16 protein-coding genes are annotated in these 14,913 nt (G+C 65.2%); 9 read left to right on the plus strand and 7 right to left on the minus strand.

The genetic code is table 11. The features are described 5' to 3' along the window. The 3 genes from CG471_RS07240 to CG471_RS07250 form a co-directional block, all read right to left on the minus strand. On the minus strand, positions 1-426 hold a 426-nt coding region (locus CG471_RS07240), incomplete at its 3' end, for a triacylglycerol lipase (protein WP_180275633.1). A gap of 662 nt (positions 427-1,088) precedes the next feature. After that, complete coding sequence (gene clpA, locus CG471_RS07245; protein ID WP_099231399.1) at positions 1,089-3,410, minus strand: ATP-dependent Clp protease ATP-binding subunit ClpA; 2,322 nt, start codon at positions 3,408-3,410, stop codon at positions 1,089-1,091. A 156-nt stretch (positions 3,411-3,566) separates the two neighbouring features. Further along, the gene (locus tag CG471_RS07250) at positions 3,567-3,764 is read right to left on the minus strand and encodes a DUF1192 domain-containing protein (protein WP_004211362.1); all 198 of its coding nucleotides are present in this window, start codon (positions 3,762-3,764) and stop codon (positions 3,567-3,569) included. A gap of 101 nt (positions 3,765-3,865) precedes the next feature. Here CG471_RS07250 and CG471_RS07255 point away from each other — a divergent pair, with 101 nt between their 5' ends. The 7 genes from CG471_RS07255 to CG471_RS07285 all read left to right on the plus strand — a co-directional run bounded on the left by CG471_RS07255 (position 3,866) and on the right by CG471_RS07285 (position 10,524). Beyond that, positions 3,866-4,873 (plus strand): NAD(P)H-quinone oxidoreductase, encoded by a 1,008-nt coding sequence (locus CG471_RS07255; protein WP_099231400.1) that lies wholly within the window; start codon positions 3,866-3,868, stop codon positions 4,871-4,873. A 115-nt stretch (positions 4,874-4,988) separates the two neighbouring features. Further along, positions 4,989-5,852, plus strand: a complete 864-nt coding sequence (locus CG471_RS07260; RefSeq protein ID WP_099231401.1) for a UDP-2,3-diacylglucosamine diphosphatase — start codon at positions 4,989-4,991, stop codon at positions 5,850-5,852. Between the two features lie 14 nt (positions 5,853-5,866). Then, positions 5,867-6,895 carry a glycosyltransferase family 1 protein gene (locus tag CG471_RS07265; protein WP_099231402.1) on the plus strand — a complete coding sequence of 343 codons (1,029 nt, stop codon included), beginning with the start codon at positions 5,867-5,869 and terminating at the stop codon, positions 6,893-6,895. Between the two features lie 115 nt (positions 6,896-7,010). Beyond that, entirely contained in the window at positions 7,011-7,694 is a 684-nt protein-coding gene (locus CG471_RS07270; protein ID WP_010337928.1) for a DUF1013 domain-containing protein, read from the plus strand. A gap of 148 nt (positions 7,695-7,842) precedes the next feature. Next, entirely contained in the window at positions 7,843-9,564 is a 1,722-nt protein-coding gene (locus tag CG471_RS07275) for a long-chain fatty acid--CoA ligase (RefSeq protein ID WP_099231403.1), read from the plus strand. A 45-nt stretch (positions 9,565-9,609) separates the two neighbouring features. Beyond that, positions 9,610-10,143, plus strand: coding sequence for a peptide-methionine (S)-S-oxide reductase MsrA (gene msrA / locus CG471_RS07280; protein ID WP_004211369.1), 534 nt, complete (start codon positions 9,610-9,612; stop codon positions 10,141-10,143). Positions 10,144-10,257: 114 nt separating this feature from the next. Next, complete coding sequence (locus tag CG471_RS07285) at positions 10,258-10,524, plus strand: hypothetical protein (RefSeq protein WP_037517836.1); 267 nt, start codon at positions 10,258-10,260, stop codon at positions 10,522-10,524. Positions 10,525-10,550: 26 nt separating this feature from the next. Here the strand turns inward: CG471_RS07285 and CG471_RS07290 are convergent, their stop codons facing one another. Further along, positions 10,551-11,507, minus strand: coding sequence for an L-threonylcarbamoyladenylate synthase (locus tag CG471_RS07290; protein ID WP_099231404.1), 957 nt, complete (start codon positions 11,505-11,507; stop codon positions 10,551-10,553). 110 nt (positions 11,508-11,617) lie between these two features. Between CG471_RS07290 and CG471_RS07295 the strand changes: the two genes are divergently transcribed. After that, positions 11,618-12,433, plus strand: coding sequence for an ATP-binding protein (locus CG471_RS07295; protein WP_099231405.1), 816 nt, complete (start codon positions 11,618-11,620; stop codon positions 12,431-12,433). A gap of 19 nt (positions 12,434-12,452) precedes the next feature. Here the strand turns inward: CG471_RS07295 and CG471_RS07300 are convergent, their stop codons facing one another. The 3 genes from CG471_RS07300 to CG471_RS30565 form a co-directional block, all read right to left on the minus strand. After that, entirely contained in the window at positions 12,453-12,791 is a 339-nt protein-coding gene (locus tag CG471_RS07300) for a hypothetical protein (protein WP_247594306.1), read from the minus strand. A gap of 127 nt (positions 12,792-12,918) precedes the next feature. Then, positions 12,919-14,247, minus strand: coding sequence for a sorbosone dehydrogenase family protein (locus CG471_RS07305; protein WP_004211377.1), 1,329 nt, complete (start codon positions 14,245-14,247; stop codon positions 12,919-12,921). 61 nt (positions 14,248-14,308) lie between these two features. Continuing rightward, positions 14,309-14,479 (minus strand): hypothetical protein, encoded by a 171-nt coding sequence (locus CG471_RS30565; protein WP_010337933.1) that lies wholly within the window; start codon positions 14,477-14,479, stop codon positions 14,309-14,311. Positions 14,480-14,709: 230 nt separating this feature from the next. On the opposite strand from CG471_RS30565, the gene CG471_RS07310 reads away from it, so the two are divergent. After that, a complete protein-coding gene (locus CG471_RS07310) occupies positions 14,710-14,913 on the plus strand; it encodes a hypothetical protein (RefSeq protein WP_004211380.1) in 204 nt (67 codons plus the stop codon).

Genomic DNA, 14,913 nt, shown 5'->3' on the forward strand with positions numbered 1-14,913 from the left:
GCCCAGCGCCGCCAGCATGGCGGCGTCGCGGCGCGTGCGCAGCAGCGCGCCGGCCTGGTTCAGGATCAGCGGATGGAGGCGCAGGCGGTAGAGAAGGTCGGCAATCTCGCTGCCGCCATTGGGCGTGCCGAGCATGACGACACGGCCGAGATGATCGGGGCGATGGCGCGCGAGCCAGGCGCGCAGCATCAGTCCGCCCATCGAATGGCCGACGCAGTGGACGGTCTTGGCGGCATGGGCCGGGCTGGCGATGATGCGGGCGTGGAGATGATCGATGACGCGGGCGAGCGGCCAGCGCCAGCTGGGATAGCCGATATTGGCGACGACATACCCCGCCCCGCGCAAGCGACGCGCGAGCAAAGCGGTCTGGACCTGATGCCCGCCAAAGCCGTGGAGGAGGATGACGGATTGGGTGTGGGGCAGCATGATGGCATGGGTGTCATGCAACGCTGACGCAGGCAAGGGCATGTGGGTGTCTGGCGAGGGGGCTGACCACCAGAAGCGGCGGTAAAATCCTCCCCTGCAAGGTTCGGCAGAGGCACGTGACTCTGCCGAAGGGAACCACGAAGTGGTGGAGGGGTGTTACGCTATCGAGAGGGGACACCCCTCCGTCTGGCCTTCGGCCATCCACCTCCCCTTGCAGGGGAGGATGGTCTGGAAGCGACCAGAAGCGGACGTTTCCTACTCCCCTCCCTTCCAGGGAGGGGCCGGGGGTGGGTGCGCCGCGTAGCGGCGGTCTACGGTCGATAGGGTAGAAGCTCGCTGCGCTCGCAACCCACCCCAACCCCTCCCTGGAAGGGAGGGGCTATGCCTTGTTTCCACCCTAAATTCGCCTTTCCTTTTCTTCTCCGTGCCTCCGCGGCTCCGCGCGAAAATGAATCACGCGGAGCCGCGGAGGCACGGAGGCAGTGGGGGACGGCTAACCGTCTGTGCGGCAATGACGGAAAAAAAGGGGAGCGGCGCGGGGATGCGGCTCTTTGTGGCGCCTGCCCCTCCACCGTGCTGCGCACGGTCCCCCTCCCCGTGCCGGGGAGGAATAAAAAAGGCGGCCCTGTCGAGCCGCCTTTCCCATGGGCCTGTGAAGCCGCTTATTTCGTGCCTTCCGGCGCCTTGGCCTTGCCGCCCTTCTTGCCGCCCTTCTTGGGCGCGGCGGGGGTGATCTGGAAGGCGAGCGCCTCGTCCTTCATATGGACATGGACCTCGCCGCCATGGACCAGCTTGCCGAACAGCAGTTCCTCGGCCAGCGGCTGCTTGATCTTTTCCTGCATCAGGCGGCCCATCGGGCGGGCACCATAGAGCTTGTCATAGCCGTTCTTGGTGAGCCAGGCCTTGGCATCCTCGTCCAGGGTGATGTGGACGTCGCGGTCGGCCAGTTGCAGTTCCAGTTGCAGCACGAACTTGTCGATGACGCGGGCGACGATTTCCGGCGGCAGATAGCCGAACGGCACGATCGCATCGAGGCGGTTGCGGAATTCGGGGGTGAAGAGCTTCTTCACCGCGTCTTCCTGCACATCCTCGCGGGTCAGCTCGCCAAAGCCGATCGACTCCTTCGCCATGTCCGACGCACCGGCATTGGTGGTCATGATGAGGATGGTGTTGCGGAAATCGACGGTCTTGCCGTGGTGATCGGTCAGGCGGCCATTGTCCATCACCTGCAACAGGATGTTGAACAGGTCGGGATGCGCCTTCTCGATCTCGTCGAGCAGCAGCACGCTGTGCGGCTGCTGGTCGACCGCGTCGGTCAGCAGGCCACCCTGGTCATAGCCGACATAGCCCGGAGGGGCGCCGATCAGCCGGCTGACCGAATGGCGTTCCATATATTCCGACATGTCGAACCGCTGCAGCGGGATGCCGAGCAGGGTGGCGAGCTGGCGCGCCACCTCCGTCTTGCCGACGCCGGTCGGGCCGGAGAAGAGATAGTTGCCGATCGGCTTGTCGGGATCGCGCAGGCCGGCACGCGACAGCTTGATCGCGGACGACAGCACCTCGATCGCCTGATCCTGGCCGAAGACGACGCGCTTCAAATCGGTGGTCAGCGATTCCAGCACGCTCTTGTCGTCCGACGACACGGTCTTGGGCGGGATGCGCGCCATGGTGGCGATGACCGCCTCGATCTCCTTGGGGGTGATCGTCTTCTTGCGCTTGGAGGGCACCACCAGCATCTGCATCGCGCCGACCTCGTCTATCACGTCGATCGCCTTGTCGGGCAGCTTGCGGTCGTTGATGTAGCGCGCCGACAGCTCGACCGCCGCCTTGATCGCGTCCGGCGTATATTTGACGTGATGATGTTCCTCGAACGCGGTGCGCAGGCCGGTCAGGATCTTGATCGTATCCTCGACCGAAGGCTCGTTCACGTCGATCTTCTGGAAGCGCCGCAGCAGCGCGCGGTCCTTCTCGAAATGATTGCGGAATTCCTTGTAGGTGGTCGACCCGATGCAGCGGATCGTCCCGCCCGACAGGGCCGGCTTCAACAGGTTCGAGGCGTCCATCGCGCCACCTGAGGTCGCGCCGGCACCGATCACGGTGTGGATCTCGTCGATGAAGAGGACGGCGTGCGGCATCTTCTCCAGTTCGGTGACGACCGCCTTCAGCCGCTCCTCGAAATCGCCGCGATAGCGGGTGCCGGCCAGCAGCGCGCCCATGTCGAGCGAATAGATGACCGCTTCCTTGAGCACGTCGGGCACTTCGCCCTCGACGATCTTGCGCGCCAGGCCTTCCGCGATCGCGGTCTTGCCCACGCCCGGATCACCGACATAGAGCGGGTTGTTCTTCGAACGGCGGCACAGGATCTGGATGGTGCGGTCGACTTCCGACGACCGGCCGATCAGCGGATCGACCTTGCCGCGTTCCGCCTTCTCGTTGAGGTTGACGGTGAACTGCTCCAAGGCACTGTCCTTCTTGCCCTTGCCGTCCTGCACCTTCTTTTCCTCCTCGGCTGCCCCCTTGGTCTCCTGACGCTCGGGCGTGGGCGTGCCCTTGCCGACGCCGTGGCTGATATAGCTGACGGCATCGAGGCGGCTCATGTCCTGCTGCTGCAGGAAATAGACGGCATAGGATTCGCGTTCGGAGAAGAGCGCGACGAGGACATTAGCGCCCGTCACCTCATCCTTGCCGGACGACTGGACATGGAGGATGGCGCGCTGGACGACGCGCTGGAAGCCGCTGGTGGGCGAGGGGTCGCTGGCGCCCTCCACCTTCAGGCTGTCAAGTTCGGTGTCGAGATACTGGGTGACGGCATCGGCCAGTTCGCCCAGTTCCACGCCGCACGCCTGCATCACCTTCGACGCATGTTCATCGTCGATCAGCGCGAGCAGCAGATGCTCCAGCGTCGCATATTCATGCTTGCGCTCGGACGCATGGGTCAGCGCATTGTGCAGGGTGGTTTCAAGGGCGGCTGCGAAAGATGGCATGTCTTTTCTACTCCTGGCCCCGACCCGGGGCTGACTTGAACCTTATGTCGGCATTGCTCGACGACGGTTCAAGGGACAGGCCCTGACCGCCGGAATTGCCAGACTGCCCATGCCCGGTGGAGCCCATGGTCGGGCCGTCAGGGGCGAGGCGCGGGTTCATCGCTTGAATAACGCCTCGGCAGTTGCCTTATGGTTAACGGCGCTTTCAATTTTTGTTCGAGTGCGGGTGATTTCGGTTTCCAGCGCCCTGATGCGCGCTTCCAGTTCCGCAACGGACAGGGGACCCAGATCCTGTCGGAGCAGTTGGGCCAGCGGATCATCGGCCTTTCTCGGCAGATCATTGTCCATGTCCATAAAGGGTAATGTTGACCCTGTAGGCTAGTCTGTCAATAAGAAGCGAAGCTCCGTCCGTCGATTTTGGGTGCGGCGCAATATCTCTGGCCCGGGGGGCGCATATGATCCTCGACAGTTTCACGATTCCTTCGCAGATGACGGCCATCGGCATCCCGGTGCCGGGCGGTCCCGACGCCCTGGTGCCCGAACAGCGGCCGGTGCCGGTGCCCGGCGAGGATGAGGTGCTGATCCGCGTCGCCGCCGCCGGCGTCAACCGGCCCGACGTGCTGCAGCGGCAGGGCAAATATCCGCCGCCGCCCGGCGCATCCGACATTCCCGGACTCGAAGTGGCGGGCACGATCGTCGCCGCCGGCCGGTCCGCCGACATGCTGGTCGGCCAGCGCGTCTGCGCGCTGCTGCCGGGCGGGGGCTATGCCGAATATGCGATTGCCCCGGCCGGCCAGTGCCTGCCGGTGCCGGCGGACTATGACCTGGCAGAGGCAGCGGCGCTGCCCGAAACCCTGTTCACCGTGTGGACCAACCTGTTCGAGCGCGCCTATGTGGTCGGCGGCGACCGGGTGCTGGTCCATGGCGGCACCAGCGGCATTGGGACCATGGCGATCTCACTCTGCCGCCTGTTCGACATAGAGATCATCGTCACCTGCGGCAGTGACGACAAATGCGCGCAGGCGCTCGAATGGGGCGCTTCCCATGCGATCAATTACAAGAACCAGGACTATGTCGCCGAGGTGAAGCGCATCACCGGCGGGCAGGGGGTGCAGGCGGTGCTCGACATGGTCGGCGGCGACTATGTCCCGCGCAACATCGAATGCATGGCGGAAGATGGCCGCCATGTGTCGATCGCGGTGCTGGGCGGGGCCAAGACCAGCATCTTCCTGCCGACGGTGATGTCCAGGCGCCTGACCCTGACCGGATCGACCCTGCGGCCGCGCTCCTCGGGCTTCAAGAGCCTGGTCGCGGACGAGATCATGCGCACCGTCTGGCCCTTCGTCGAACAGGGCAGGCTGCGCCCGGCGATGGACCAGCGCTTTGCCCTCGCCGACGCGGCCAAGGCCCATGCCCGCATGGATGCCGGCGAACATTTCGGGAAGATCGTGCTGACGGTGTGAGGGGCGGCGGAGAAACCCGCCAAACCGTAGCATTTCCGTCATATTCGGTGCGGAGTTGTAACAGAGCGGCGCTAGGGATTCGGCCTCAAGGACAACAGCCCTTGAGGACGTAGACATGGACGCCATCACGCGCTTGCCCTTCCTGAGCGAACTGGAAGAGGGGGCTGACGACCGTTTCCACATCCCCGAGCGGGAAGGCGCGCGTCGCCGCTATCGCACCATCTGGATTTCCGACATCCATCTGGGCACGCGCGGCTGCAACGCGACGATGCTGATCGATTTCCTGGACAGCGTCGACAGCGACACCATCTATCTGGTCGGCGACATCATCGATGGCTGGCGGCTCAAGAAGCGCTTCTACTGGCCGGCCGCGCATAATGACGTGCTGTGGCGGATCATGAAGCGGGCCAAGCGCGGCACCCGTGTCGTCTATATTCCCGGCAATCATGACGAGATGTTCCGCCAGTTCACCGGCATGAATTTCGGCGGGGTCGAGATCCGGCGCAAGGCGATCCACGAGACCGCCGATGGGCGCAAGCTGCTGGTGCTGCATGGCGACGAGTTCGACACGATCATGCTGGCCCATCGCTGGCTCGCCTTCGTGGGGGACGCGGCCTACACGACGCTGATGCGCCTCAACGTGGTGGTCAATGCGGTGCGCCGGCGCATGGGCCTGCCCTATTGGTCCTTGAGTAAGATGGCCAAGCACAAGGTCAAGAATGCCGTGTCCTTCATCTCCCGCTTCGAGGAAGTGGTGGCGCATGAAGCTGGCGCGCGCGGCGTCGACGGCGTGGTGTGCGGCCATATCCACAATGCCGAGATGCGCGAGATCGAGGGCATCCAATATTATAATGATGGCGACTGGGTGGAGGGCTGCACCGCGCTGGTGGAGCATGCCAGCGGCGCGATGGAAGTGCTGCACTGGGCCGACGAGATCGCCAAGCGGGGCGCGGCGTCGCCGGCGCTGATGGCGGCCTGACGCGGAGACGGGATATGCGGATCGCGATCGTCACTGATGCCTGGACGCCGCAGGTCAATGGCGTGGTGCGCACGCTGCAGACGATCCAGGCCGAACTGGAGCATATGGGCCATGACGTGAAGGTGATCTCGCCCGATCTCTATGGCTCCATTCCCTGTCCGACCTATCCGGAAATCCGGCTGGCGCTGGTGCGTTCGGGCGTGGTGGGGCAGGCGATCGCCGCCTTCCGGCCCGATGCTGTCCATCTGGCGACCGAAGGGCCGCTCTGCTTTGCCGCCCGCCGCTGGTGCCTGCGCGGCAATGTGCCCTTCACCACCGCCTATCACACCCACTTTCCCGATTATGTGTCGCAGCGCACCGGCCTGCCGGCGGCCTGGTTCTGGCGCTATATTCGCTGGTTCCACGGCCCGGCACAGGCTGTGCTGGTGTCGACCCGGTCGGTGCGGCAGCAATTGCGTGCCCATGGCGTCGCCAATGTCCGCAAATGGGGCAGGGGCGTGGACCTCAACACCTTTGCCGGGGGTGTCACCCCCTCGGCCCTGCTGGCGGACCTGCCGCGCCCGATCCAGCTCTATGTCGGGCGGGTCGCGGTCGAGAAGAATCTGGAAGCCTTCCTGGCGAGCGAGCATCCCGGAACCAAGCTGATCGTCGGCGACGGCCCGGCCCGCGGTGCGCTGGAACGCGCCTATCCCGATGCCCGTTTCCTGGGCGCGCAGTTCGGTGCCGATCTGGCGGCGATCTATGCCGGCGCGGACGTGTTCGTCTTCCCCAGCCGCACCGACACGTTCGGGCTGGTGATGATCGAGGCGCTGGCCGCTGGCACGCCGGTCGCGGCCTATCCGGTGACCGGGCCGATCGATATCGTCACGCCGGAAACCGGTGCCCTGTCGGAGCGGCTGGAAGATGCCATCGCCGCCGCGCTGCTGTGCGATCGGGCGGCCTGTGCCGCCTATGGCCGCAGCTTCAGTTGGGAACGCAGCGCGCAGGAATTCCTGGCCGGATTGCATCCGATCGATCCGGTGGTGATGGACAGCGCCGCCTGACGCTTTTCCTTGCCGCAAGCCCCGCGATGCTCTATCCCTGACATGTCGTGGCCGCCCTGCTTGGGCGGCCCTTATCGTTTTTAGAGCCGGAGAAGACCCCGTGTCCCAGCCCCTCATGCCCCATGCGACCGCCAGCTGGCTGGTCGACAATAGCGCTCTGAGCTTCGACCAGATCGCGGAATTCTGCGGGCTCCACATCCTGGAAGTCCAGGCCATCGCCGATGACACCGCCGGCATCAAATATACCGGCCGCGATCCCGTGCGCGCCCATGAAATCACCATGGACGAAATCCACAAGGGCGAGAGCAACCCCGACTATAAGCTCAAGATGCTCAAGGGCCCCGAGCCGGTCCGCCGCACCAAGGGGCCGCGCTACACCCCGGTCAGCAAGCGCCAGGACAAGCCCGATGGCATCGCCTGGATCCTGCGCAACCATCCGGAGATTTCGGACGGCGCGATCGGCAAGCTGATCGGCACCACCCGCACCACCATCGCTGCGATCCGCGATCGCAGCCACTGGAACATCAGCAACATCACGCCCAAGGATCCGGTGACGCTGGGCCTGTGCTCGCAGCGCGAACTGGATGCGCTGGTCAGCAAGGCGGCGAAGAAGGCTGGCATCGAGATGCCGACCGATTCGCGTCTGGATGGCGATCGCGAGGCGCTGATCGAGGAACTGCGCCGCGAGCGCGAGGATAATGCGCGCCGCATCGAGCAGGCGCTCAAGAGCGAGTCCGAGCTGATTTCGGGCGCCGCGACGATCCTCGACCCGTTCAGCAGCAACAAGGGCGAGGTCTGAAAACGTAGCGTCATCCGACGCTCTTTCTGACCCGCTGCGATGCAGCATTTTCAAGGGCCGCGCCGGCTTTCCGGCGCGGCCTTTTTGCTACAATCCAGACACAGGTTGACGCTTGCGTAAAGCGCTCGGGCCACTTACACTTCTGTAAATGGAGAGCAGAGAAAAGATCTGGCGCGAGCATTATCAGCACCCTACGCCGTGGGAGCAGACGTTCCCGCCGATGTCGATGGGGGACATGGTAACGCAGAGCGCCACCGCCCACCCGCAGGCCCACATGATCGACTTCATGGGGCGCAAGTTCAGCTATGGCGCGATGATGGACGACATCAGGCGCATCGCTTGCGGATTGCAGGCCATGGGCGTGAAGAAGGGGGACCGGGTCGGTCTCTACCTGCCCAACACCCCCCATTATGTCGCGGCCTATTATGGCGCGCTGCTGGCCGGCGCGATCGTCGTCAACTTCTCCCCCCTCTACACCGCCGCCGAGCTGGAGCATCAGGTCGAGGATAGCGGCACCAAGATCCTGTTCACCCTGTCGGCCAAGGCACTGCTGCCGACCGCGCTCAAGGTGCTGGACAATAGCAGCCTGGAAAAGCTGGTGGTCGGTTCGATCGCCGAAGTGCTGCCGACCGCCAAAAGCATCCTCTTCCGCCTGTTCAAGCGCGGCGAGACAACTCCGCTGCCGCATGATCCGCGCGTCATCCGTTATGACCGGCTGATCGCCAATGCGGGCGAATGCATCGTGGCCGACATCGATCCGGTCAACGACGTCGCGCTGCTGCAATATACCGGCGGCACCACCGGCACGCCCAAGGGCGCGATGCTGACCCACCAGAATCTGACCGCCAATGCGCGCCAGGCGCAGGGGATCGACCCGCATGCGGGCGAGGGCGACGACCGCATCATCGCGGTGCTGCCCTTTTTCCATGTCTTCGCCAATACCTGCACGCTGAACCGGACCGTCATGAATGGTGGCGAGATGGTGATGCTGCCCCGGTTCGAGGCGGTGCAGGTACTTTCCGCGGTGCAGCGGACCAAGGCGACGTCGCTCCCCGGCGTGCCGACCATGTATCAGGCGCTGCTCGATCATCCGGCCCTGCCGAACATCGATTTCTCGTCGCTGCGCACCTGCATTTCGGGCGGCGCGCCGCTGCCGATGGAGGTGAAGCAGAAGTTCGAGGCGGTGACCGGCGCGCGCCTGATCGAGGGCTATGGCCTCACCGAAACCAGCCCGATCGTCTGTGCCAATCCCTATGAGGGGCTGAACAAGACCGGCACCGTCGGCCAACCCGTGCCCGGCACCCGCGTCAAGATCGTCAGCCGCGAGGATCCGACCCAGCCCCCGCCAGAAGGCGAGCCGGGCGAACTGATGTTTGCCGGCCCGCAGATCATGAAGGGCTATTGGAACCGGCCGGACGCGGACGCGCAGGTGTTCGTGGGCGAGTTCCTGCGCACCGGCGATGTCGGCGAGGTGGATGACGACGGCTATGTGCGGATCGTCGATCGCCTCAAGGACATGATCGCCGTCGGCGGCTTCAAGGTCTTCCCGAGTCAGGTGGAATCGGTCCTCTATCATCATGAATCGGTGAAGGAGGCGCTGGTGATCGGCGTGCCCGATCGCTATCGCGGCGAGCAGCCCAAGGCGTTCGTGACCCTGAACGAAGGCGCGACCATCGACGGGCCGGGGCTCAAGGACTGGCTCAACCCGCAACTGGGCAAGCATGAGCGGGTCTGCGTAGTCGAAGTGCGGGCCAGCCTGCCCAAGACGCTGGTCGGCAAGCTGTCGCGCAAGGAACTGGTCGCCGAAGAACGCGCCAAGGCCGAACAGGCGATGGCGCAGAATGCGGCGCAGACTGGAACCGCGGCCTGATTGCTCCTATCTAGCGCGCCAAAGCTGGATAAGGATTATCGATATATGGCGCAGGAAATCGCAACGCTGGCTGGTGGCTGCTTCTGGTGTACGGAAGCAGTCTACCAGACGCTCAAGGGCGTGGAATCGGTCCAGAGCGGCTATATCGGCGGGACCAAGGTCGATCCGACCTATGAGGAGGTCTGCACCGGCAATACCGGCCATGCCGAAGCGATCCGCATTGCCTTCGACCCGGCCGTCATCAGCTATGCCGACCTGCTCGACATCTTCTTCGCCACCCACAATCCGACCACGCTGAACCGCCAGGGTAACGACATCGGGACGCAGTATCGTTCGGCGATCTTCCCCCATTCGGCCGAGCAGCAGGCCGAGGCACTGGCCGGCATCGCGCGGGCACAGGTGGATCAGGTCGATCCGGTGGTGACCGCGATCGAGGCGGATGCCCCCTGGTATCCGGCCGAGGATTATCACCAGAAATATTGGGAGCGGGTCGGCGACCAGAATCCCTATTGCATGGCCGTGATCCCGCCCAAGCTGGCCAAGCTGCGCAAGGGCTTTGCCGCGCGCATCGAGGAATAATCCTCGGCCTGGCCGATTTCCCGACGGCTCGTCCCGTTTCGCCGCGTTCTTAGCCTATGGTTAATGTCGACCATGGCAGATGCAGCGCAACGGACGAGTCGGGGGACTTTGAGAATGACCAGGACGATCATGCTGCTGGCGCCGGCGATGCTGCTGATGCTGCCGGGCTGCATTGCCAGGACCGCGGTGGATATCGTGACCCTGCCGGTGCGCGCAGGTGCGCAGGCGGCGGACTGGGCGACGACCAGCCAGGACGAGGCCGACCGCAATTATGGCCGCAAGATGCGCAAGCAGGAGGCCGAGGAAGGCAAGGCGCGCAAGAAGGCCGACGAACAGCGCCGCCGCGAATGCCGCAAGGCCGGCTACGACAATTGCGGCTGAGCCCCGAAATCCGTCAGATCGAGCGGTCAGGCCGCGGCGCGGCGTAACCGGTCGTTGATGGCGGTGCCGATCTCCTCGTCGGGGATGGGCGCGACCGCGATCCGCTCCTGGGTGCTGGCGTCGGCGACGTGCAGTGCCGCGAACAGATGGGCCGCCGCCTCGCGCAGGTCTGCGTCGACGCTCAGGTTCAGATGGCAGGGCATCAGCCCGAAGCCGATCAGATATTCATCCTTCTCCGCCCGCAGCGCGTTGAGCCGCACCGGCTTCGACGGCGCATAATGGCTTTCGAGCTGGCCGGGCGCTTCGATCTTCGCATTGTCCTTCCCCGTGATCACCGGCAGGCCGCTTGCCTCCTCCAGCATCGCGGCCGTCACCGGGCCGGGGCGCAGCAGGCGGATGCGGTCCGCTTCGGGGGCGGCGATGGTCGATTCCAGCCCTTCGCTGGTCGGGCCTTCGTCCAGGATCATGCGGATCTTGCCGTTGAGGCTGGCCAGCACATGCTCGGCCCGGCTGGGGCTGATCGATCCGCTGCGATTGGCCGACGGCGCCGCCAGCGGCCTACCGCTCTCGCGGATCAGCGCGCGCATCGCCGGATGGGCCGGCAGGCGCAGCGCCACGGTCGGCAGGCCGGCCATCACCAGCGGTGACAGGCCGCTATCGGCCCGCACCGGCAGCACCATGGTCAGCGCGCCCGGCCAGAAGCGGGCGGCAAGCTGCTCGGCCTGGGGCGAGAAATCGGCCAGCCGCCGTGCCATCTCCATGTCGGCGACATGGACGATCAGCGGGTTGAAGCTGGGCCGCCCCTTGGCGCTGTAGATGCCCGCGACCGCCTGGGAATCGGTGGCATCGGCCGCCAGGCCATAGACGGTTTCGGTGGGAACGGCGACGGGCTCGCCGGCGCGGATCAGCAAGGCTGCCTCGCGAAGCGCTTCCGCGCCATAGCGGCAGACCCTGGTGGAAAAGGCTGGATTTGGGATAGTCACGACCCCCGCGATATAGACCCCGGAACGCTGCAGTAAAAGGCCATTGCGACAGTGACATGACATTGTTGGCAAAGCTTGCCGCCACGGCGCGGCCCGGCTAATCCCGCGCCATGAACGACGCCTTGCTGACCCGTATCGCCGAAGCGCTGGAACGGCTCGCGCCGCCCCCGGCTTCCTCTGCCGACCTTGCGGCTGCTCCTGCCTATGTGTGGGACGGGGTGGCGATCCGCGCGGTGGATGCGTTCGACCCGGTGGATTACGACCTGCTGACCGGCATCGATGCGCAAAAGAGCGCGCTGCTGGACAATAGCCGTCGCCATGCCGCCGGCCATGCCGCGCACGATGTGCTGCTGTGGGGGGCGCGCGGCACCGGCAAGTCGGCGACCGTGGCTTCGGTGGTCGGCAAGCTGCAGGCGGAAGGGCAGGACATCGCCCTGCTGCAATGCGCGATCGATGAACTGGCCAGCCTGCCGGCGCTCTTCACCCTGCTGCGCAGCACGACCCGGCCCTTCATCCTGTTTCTCGACGATCTGGGCTTTGACGAAGGCGTGGGCGATGCCCGTGCGCTGCGCTCGCTGCTCCAGGGCGGCACCGCCGCGCGTCCGGCCAATGTCCGCCTCTATGTGACCTCCAACCGCCGCCATATCGTGCCGCGCAACCTGTCGGAACAGGATGATCCGATCAATCCGCGCGACGTGGTCGATGACAAGATGGCGCTGTCGGACCGGTTCGGCCTCAGCCTCGGCTTCCATGCGCTCGACCAGGACGCCTATGTCGCCATTGTCAAGGGCTATGCCCAGGCGCTGGGCCTCAGCGTCGAGCCGCTCGACGCGATCCAGTGGGCAACCCAGCGGGGCAGCCGCTCGGGCCGCGTCGCCTGGCAATATGTGGTCGAACTCGCCGGCCGTCACGGCCTCTCGGTCTGATCCCCTCTTGGTCTGATCCTCAGTCGCCGTCCTTTTCGGCAAGGCTCAGAAATTCGTCGACCAGTCGGTCCAGTTCCTTGCGGCAACGCGGCGGATCGACGGCGGTTTCGCATAGCGGTGCGGCATCGGCCATCGTCTTGATGACGCGGGCGAGGCTCAGCGTGTCGCTGTGACGCTGTCGGTGGGCGAGCGCGGCGAAGGTATTGAAATACATTTCCGCCAGCCGGCGGTCATGCTCCAGATCATAGCCTTGTCGTCGGTCCGGCTGGCCCAGCGCTTCCATGCGCAAGTGATGAAGGGATCGCCGCGCGCTGTCCGCCCGCAGCTGATATAGCTCCGCCGGTTCGATCGGTTTCATCTTGGACGCCTGTCGCATCGCGTATCAGCGCGCGAACGGGGCAATATATCCCGGCTTTTGCCCGGCCGAAATTAAGCGTCTGGTCTTGCGAACAAGTTTTTTCGACGCATCGGCCGGGCGCCCCAGATTATTGTGCGCGGGTCACCCGCCAGACGACACCGCCGACATCGTCGGCCACCAGCAGCGCGCCCTTGGCGTCGACAGTCACGTCGACCGGGCGGCCACGCGCCGCACCCTGCGCGTCCAGGAATCCGGTCAGCACGTCGGTCGGCTTGGCCTTGCCGACTTCGCCATTATCCTCGAACGGAATGAACACGACCTTGTAGCCGGCGGCCGGCTTGCGGTTCCAGCTGCCATGCAGGCCGACAAAGGCGCCATTGCCATAGGCAGCGCCAAGCTGCGCATCCTTGGAGAAGCTCAGGCCCAGCGGCGCGACATGATTGCCCAGCGCATAGTCGGGGCGCTTGGTATATTCGCGGATTTCCGGCCGCTGCGGCTGGACCCGGCGATCCTCATAGCCACCCCAGTAATTCCACGGCCAGCCATAGAAGGCACCGAACTCGACGCGGGTCAGATAGTCGGGGACCAGGTCGCCGCCCAGCATGTCGCGCTCATTGACCACGCCCCACAGCACGCCGCTCCTGGGTTCGAATGCCAGGCCGACCGGATTGCGCAGGCCGGACGCATAGATGCGATAGTCGCCGGTCTTGGGATTGACCTCCAGCACGGCGGCGCGGTTCGCTTCGCTTTCCAGGCCATTTTCGCCGATATTGCTGTTCGATCCGACGCCGACATAGAGCAGCCCGTTGGGGCCGACGGTCAGGCTGCGGGTCCAGTGCATGTTCGGCGCCTGGGCCGGCAGGTTCAGGATCTTGCGACCCTTGTCGCTGATCTTGGTCTCGCCTTCCTTATAGGGGAAGGCCATCAGCGCATTGGTGTTGGCGACATAGAGGGTGTCGCCGATCAGCGCCATGCCATAGGGCGAATAGAGGCCGCTCAGGAACACCGTCTTGGTGTCCGCCTTGCCGTCGCCGTCGGTGTCGCGCAGCAGGCTGATGCGGTCGGGCGAGGGGACGCCGGCGCCGGCCTTGTTCATCAGGAAATTCATCACCCGGCTGACGATGCCGGTCTGCGGGCGGGGCTGGCTGTTGGTCTCGGCCGTCAGGATATCGCCATTGGGCAGGCGCAGCAGCGATCGCGGATGGCTCAGCCCCTCGGCGAAGCGCTCGACCACCAGCCCCTTGGCCGCGACCGGCTTCTCGCCAGCCTTCCACGGCTTGACCTCGGCGATGTTGACGGTCGGGAAAAACTCGTTGCGCGGCGTGGTGAAGCGCGGTTCCCGGCCGACATCGGCGCCGGCCGGCAACTGGGCCGTGTCGCCCTGCGCGAAGTAGAGGAAGGCGCCGCCGGCAATGACCAGTGCGACGAGGGGGATGGCGATGAAATGCTTCTTCATGTCGCCACATCTATGCGGCGATGCGGCGCCCGGCAAGGCGCTCCGTTGCCCGGGTGGTTAGTTAAGCCTTTCGTTCGCGCAGCCACAGCAGCAGGGCGATCAGGATGCCGGCCCCGGTGCCGACCAGCAGGCCGATGCTGGGCTGGCCCAGCAGGCCGCCGCCGATCGCCCCGGCCATGATCAGCAATGCGATGATGGCGCCCGCGCCGGTCGGATTCTTCGCCTTGTTCATGGCCCATCCTTGCCATGGCCCGCCGCCCATGGCCAGTCGCTTGTCGCCCGCGTCTCCCCTGTCCCGGATCGGAACGGCTCGCGTCCCGAAATGGCGCGCCTGTCCCGCTGCGGGACTTGGCTAACCGGCTGTTCACCCTCGTCATCGGCCTGCTGCGCCAAAGCGCCAAACTGGCATGGGGGTTGATAGGGGAGGGGAAAGGGCGCGCAAAAATCGGGGGTCGCATGCACATGCCATATCTTTCGGATCGAAAGAGCTATGAGGATGCGACGGAACTGATCGCGACCTTCGGCGCCAATGCCGGCTATGAGGCGGCGGCGCGGGCCGATCGCAGCCGCGACCTCGGCAACCACATCCATTTCTGCCACTGGCGCCAGATCGAGCGGCTGATCGTGCTGCTCGCCCACCACCAGCCGCTCGGTACGATCCACTGA

It is taken from the genome of Sphingobium sp. IP1 (assembly GCF_002708645.1).
GTDB lineage: Bacteria > Pseudomonadota > Alphaproteobacteria > Sphingomonadales > Sphingomonadaceae > Sphingobium > Sphingobium yanoikuyae.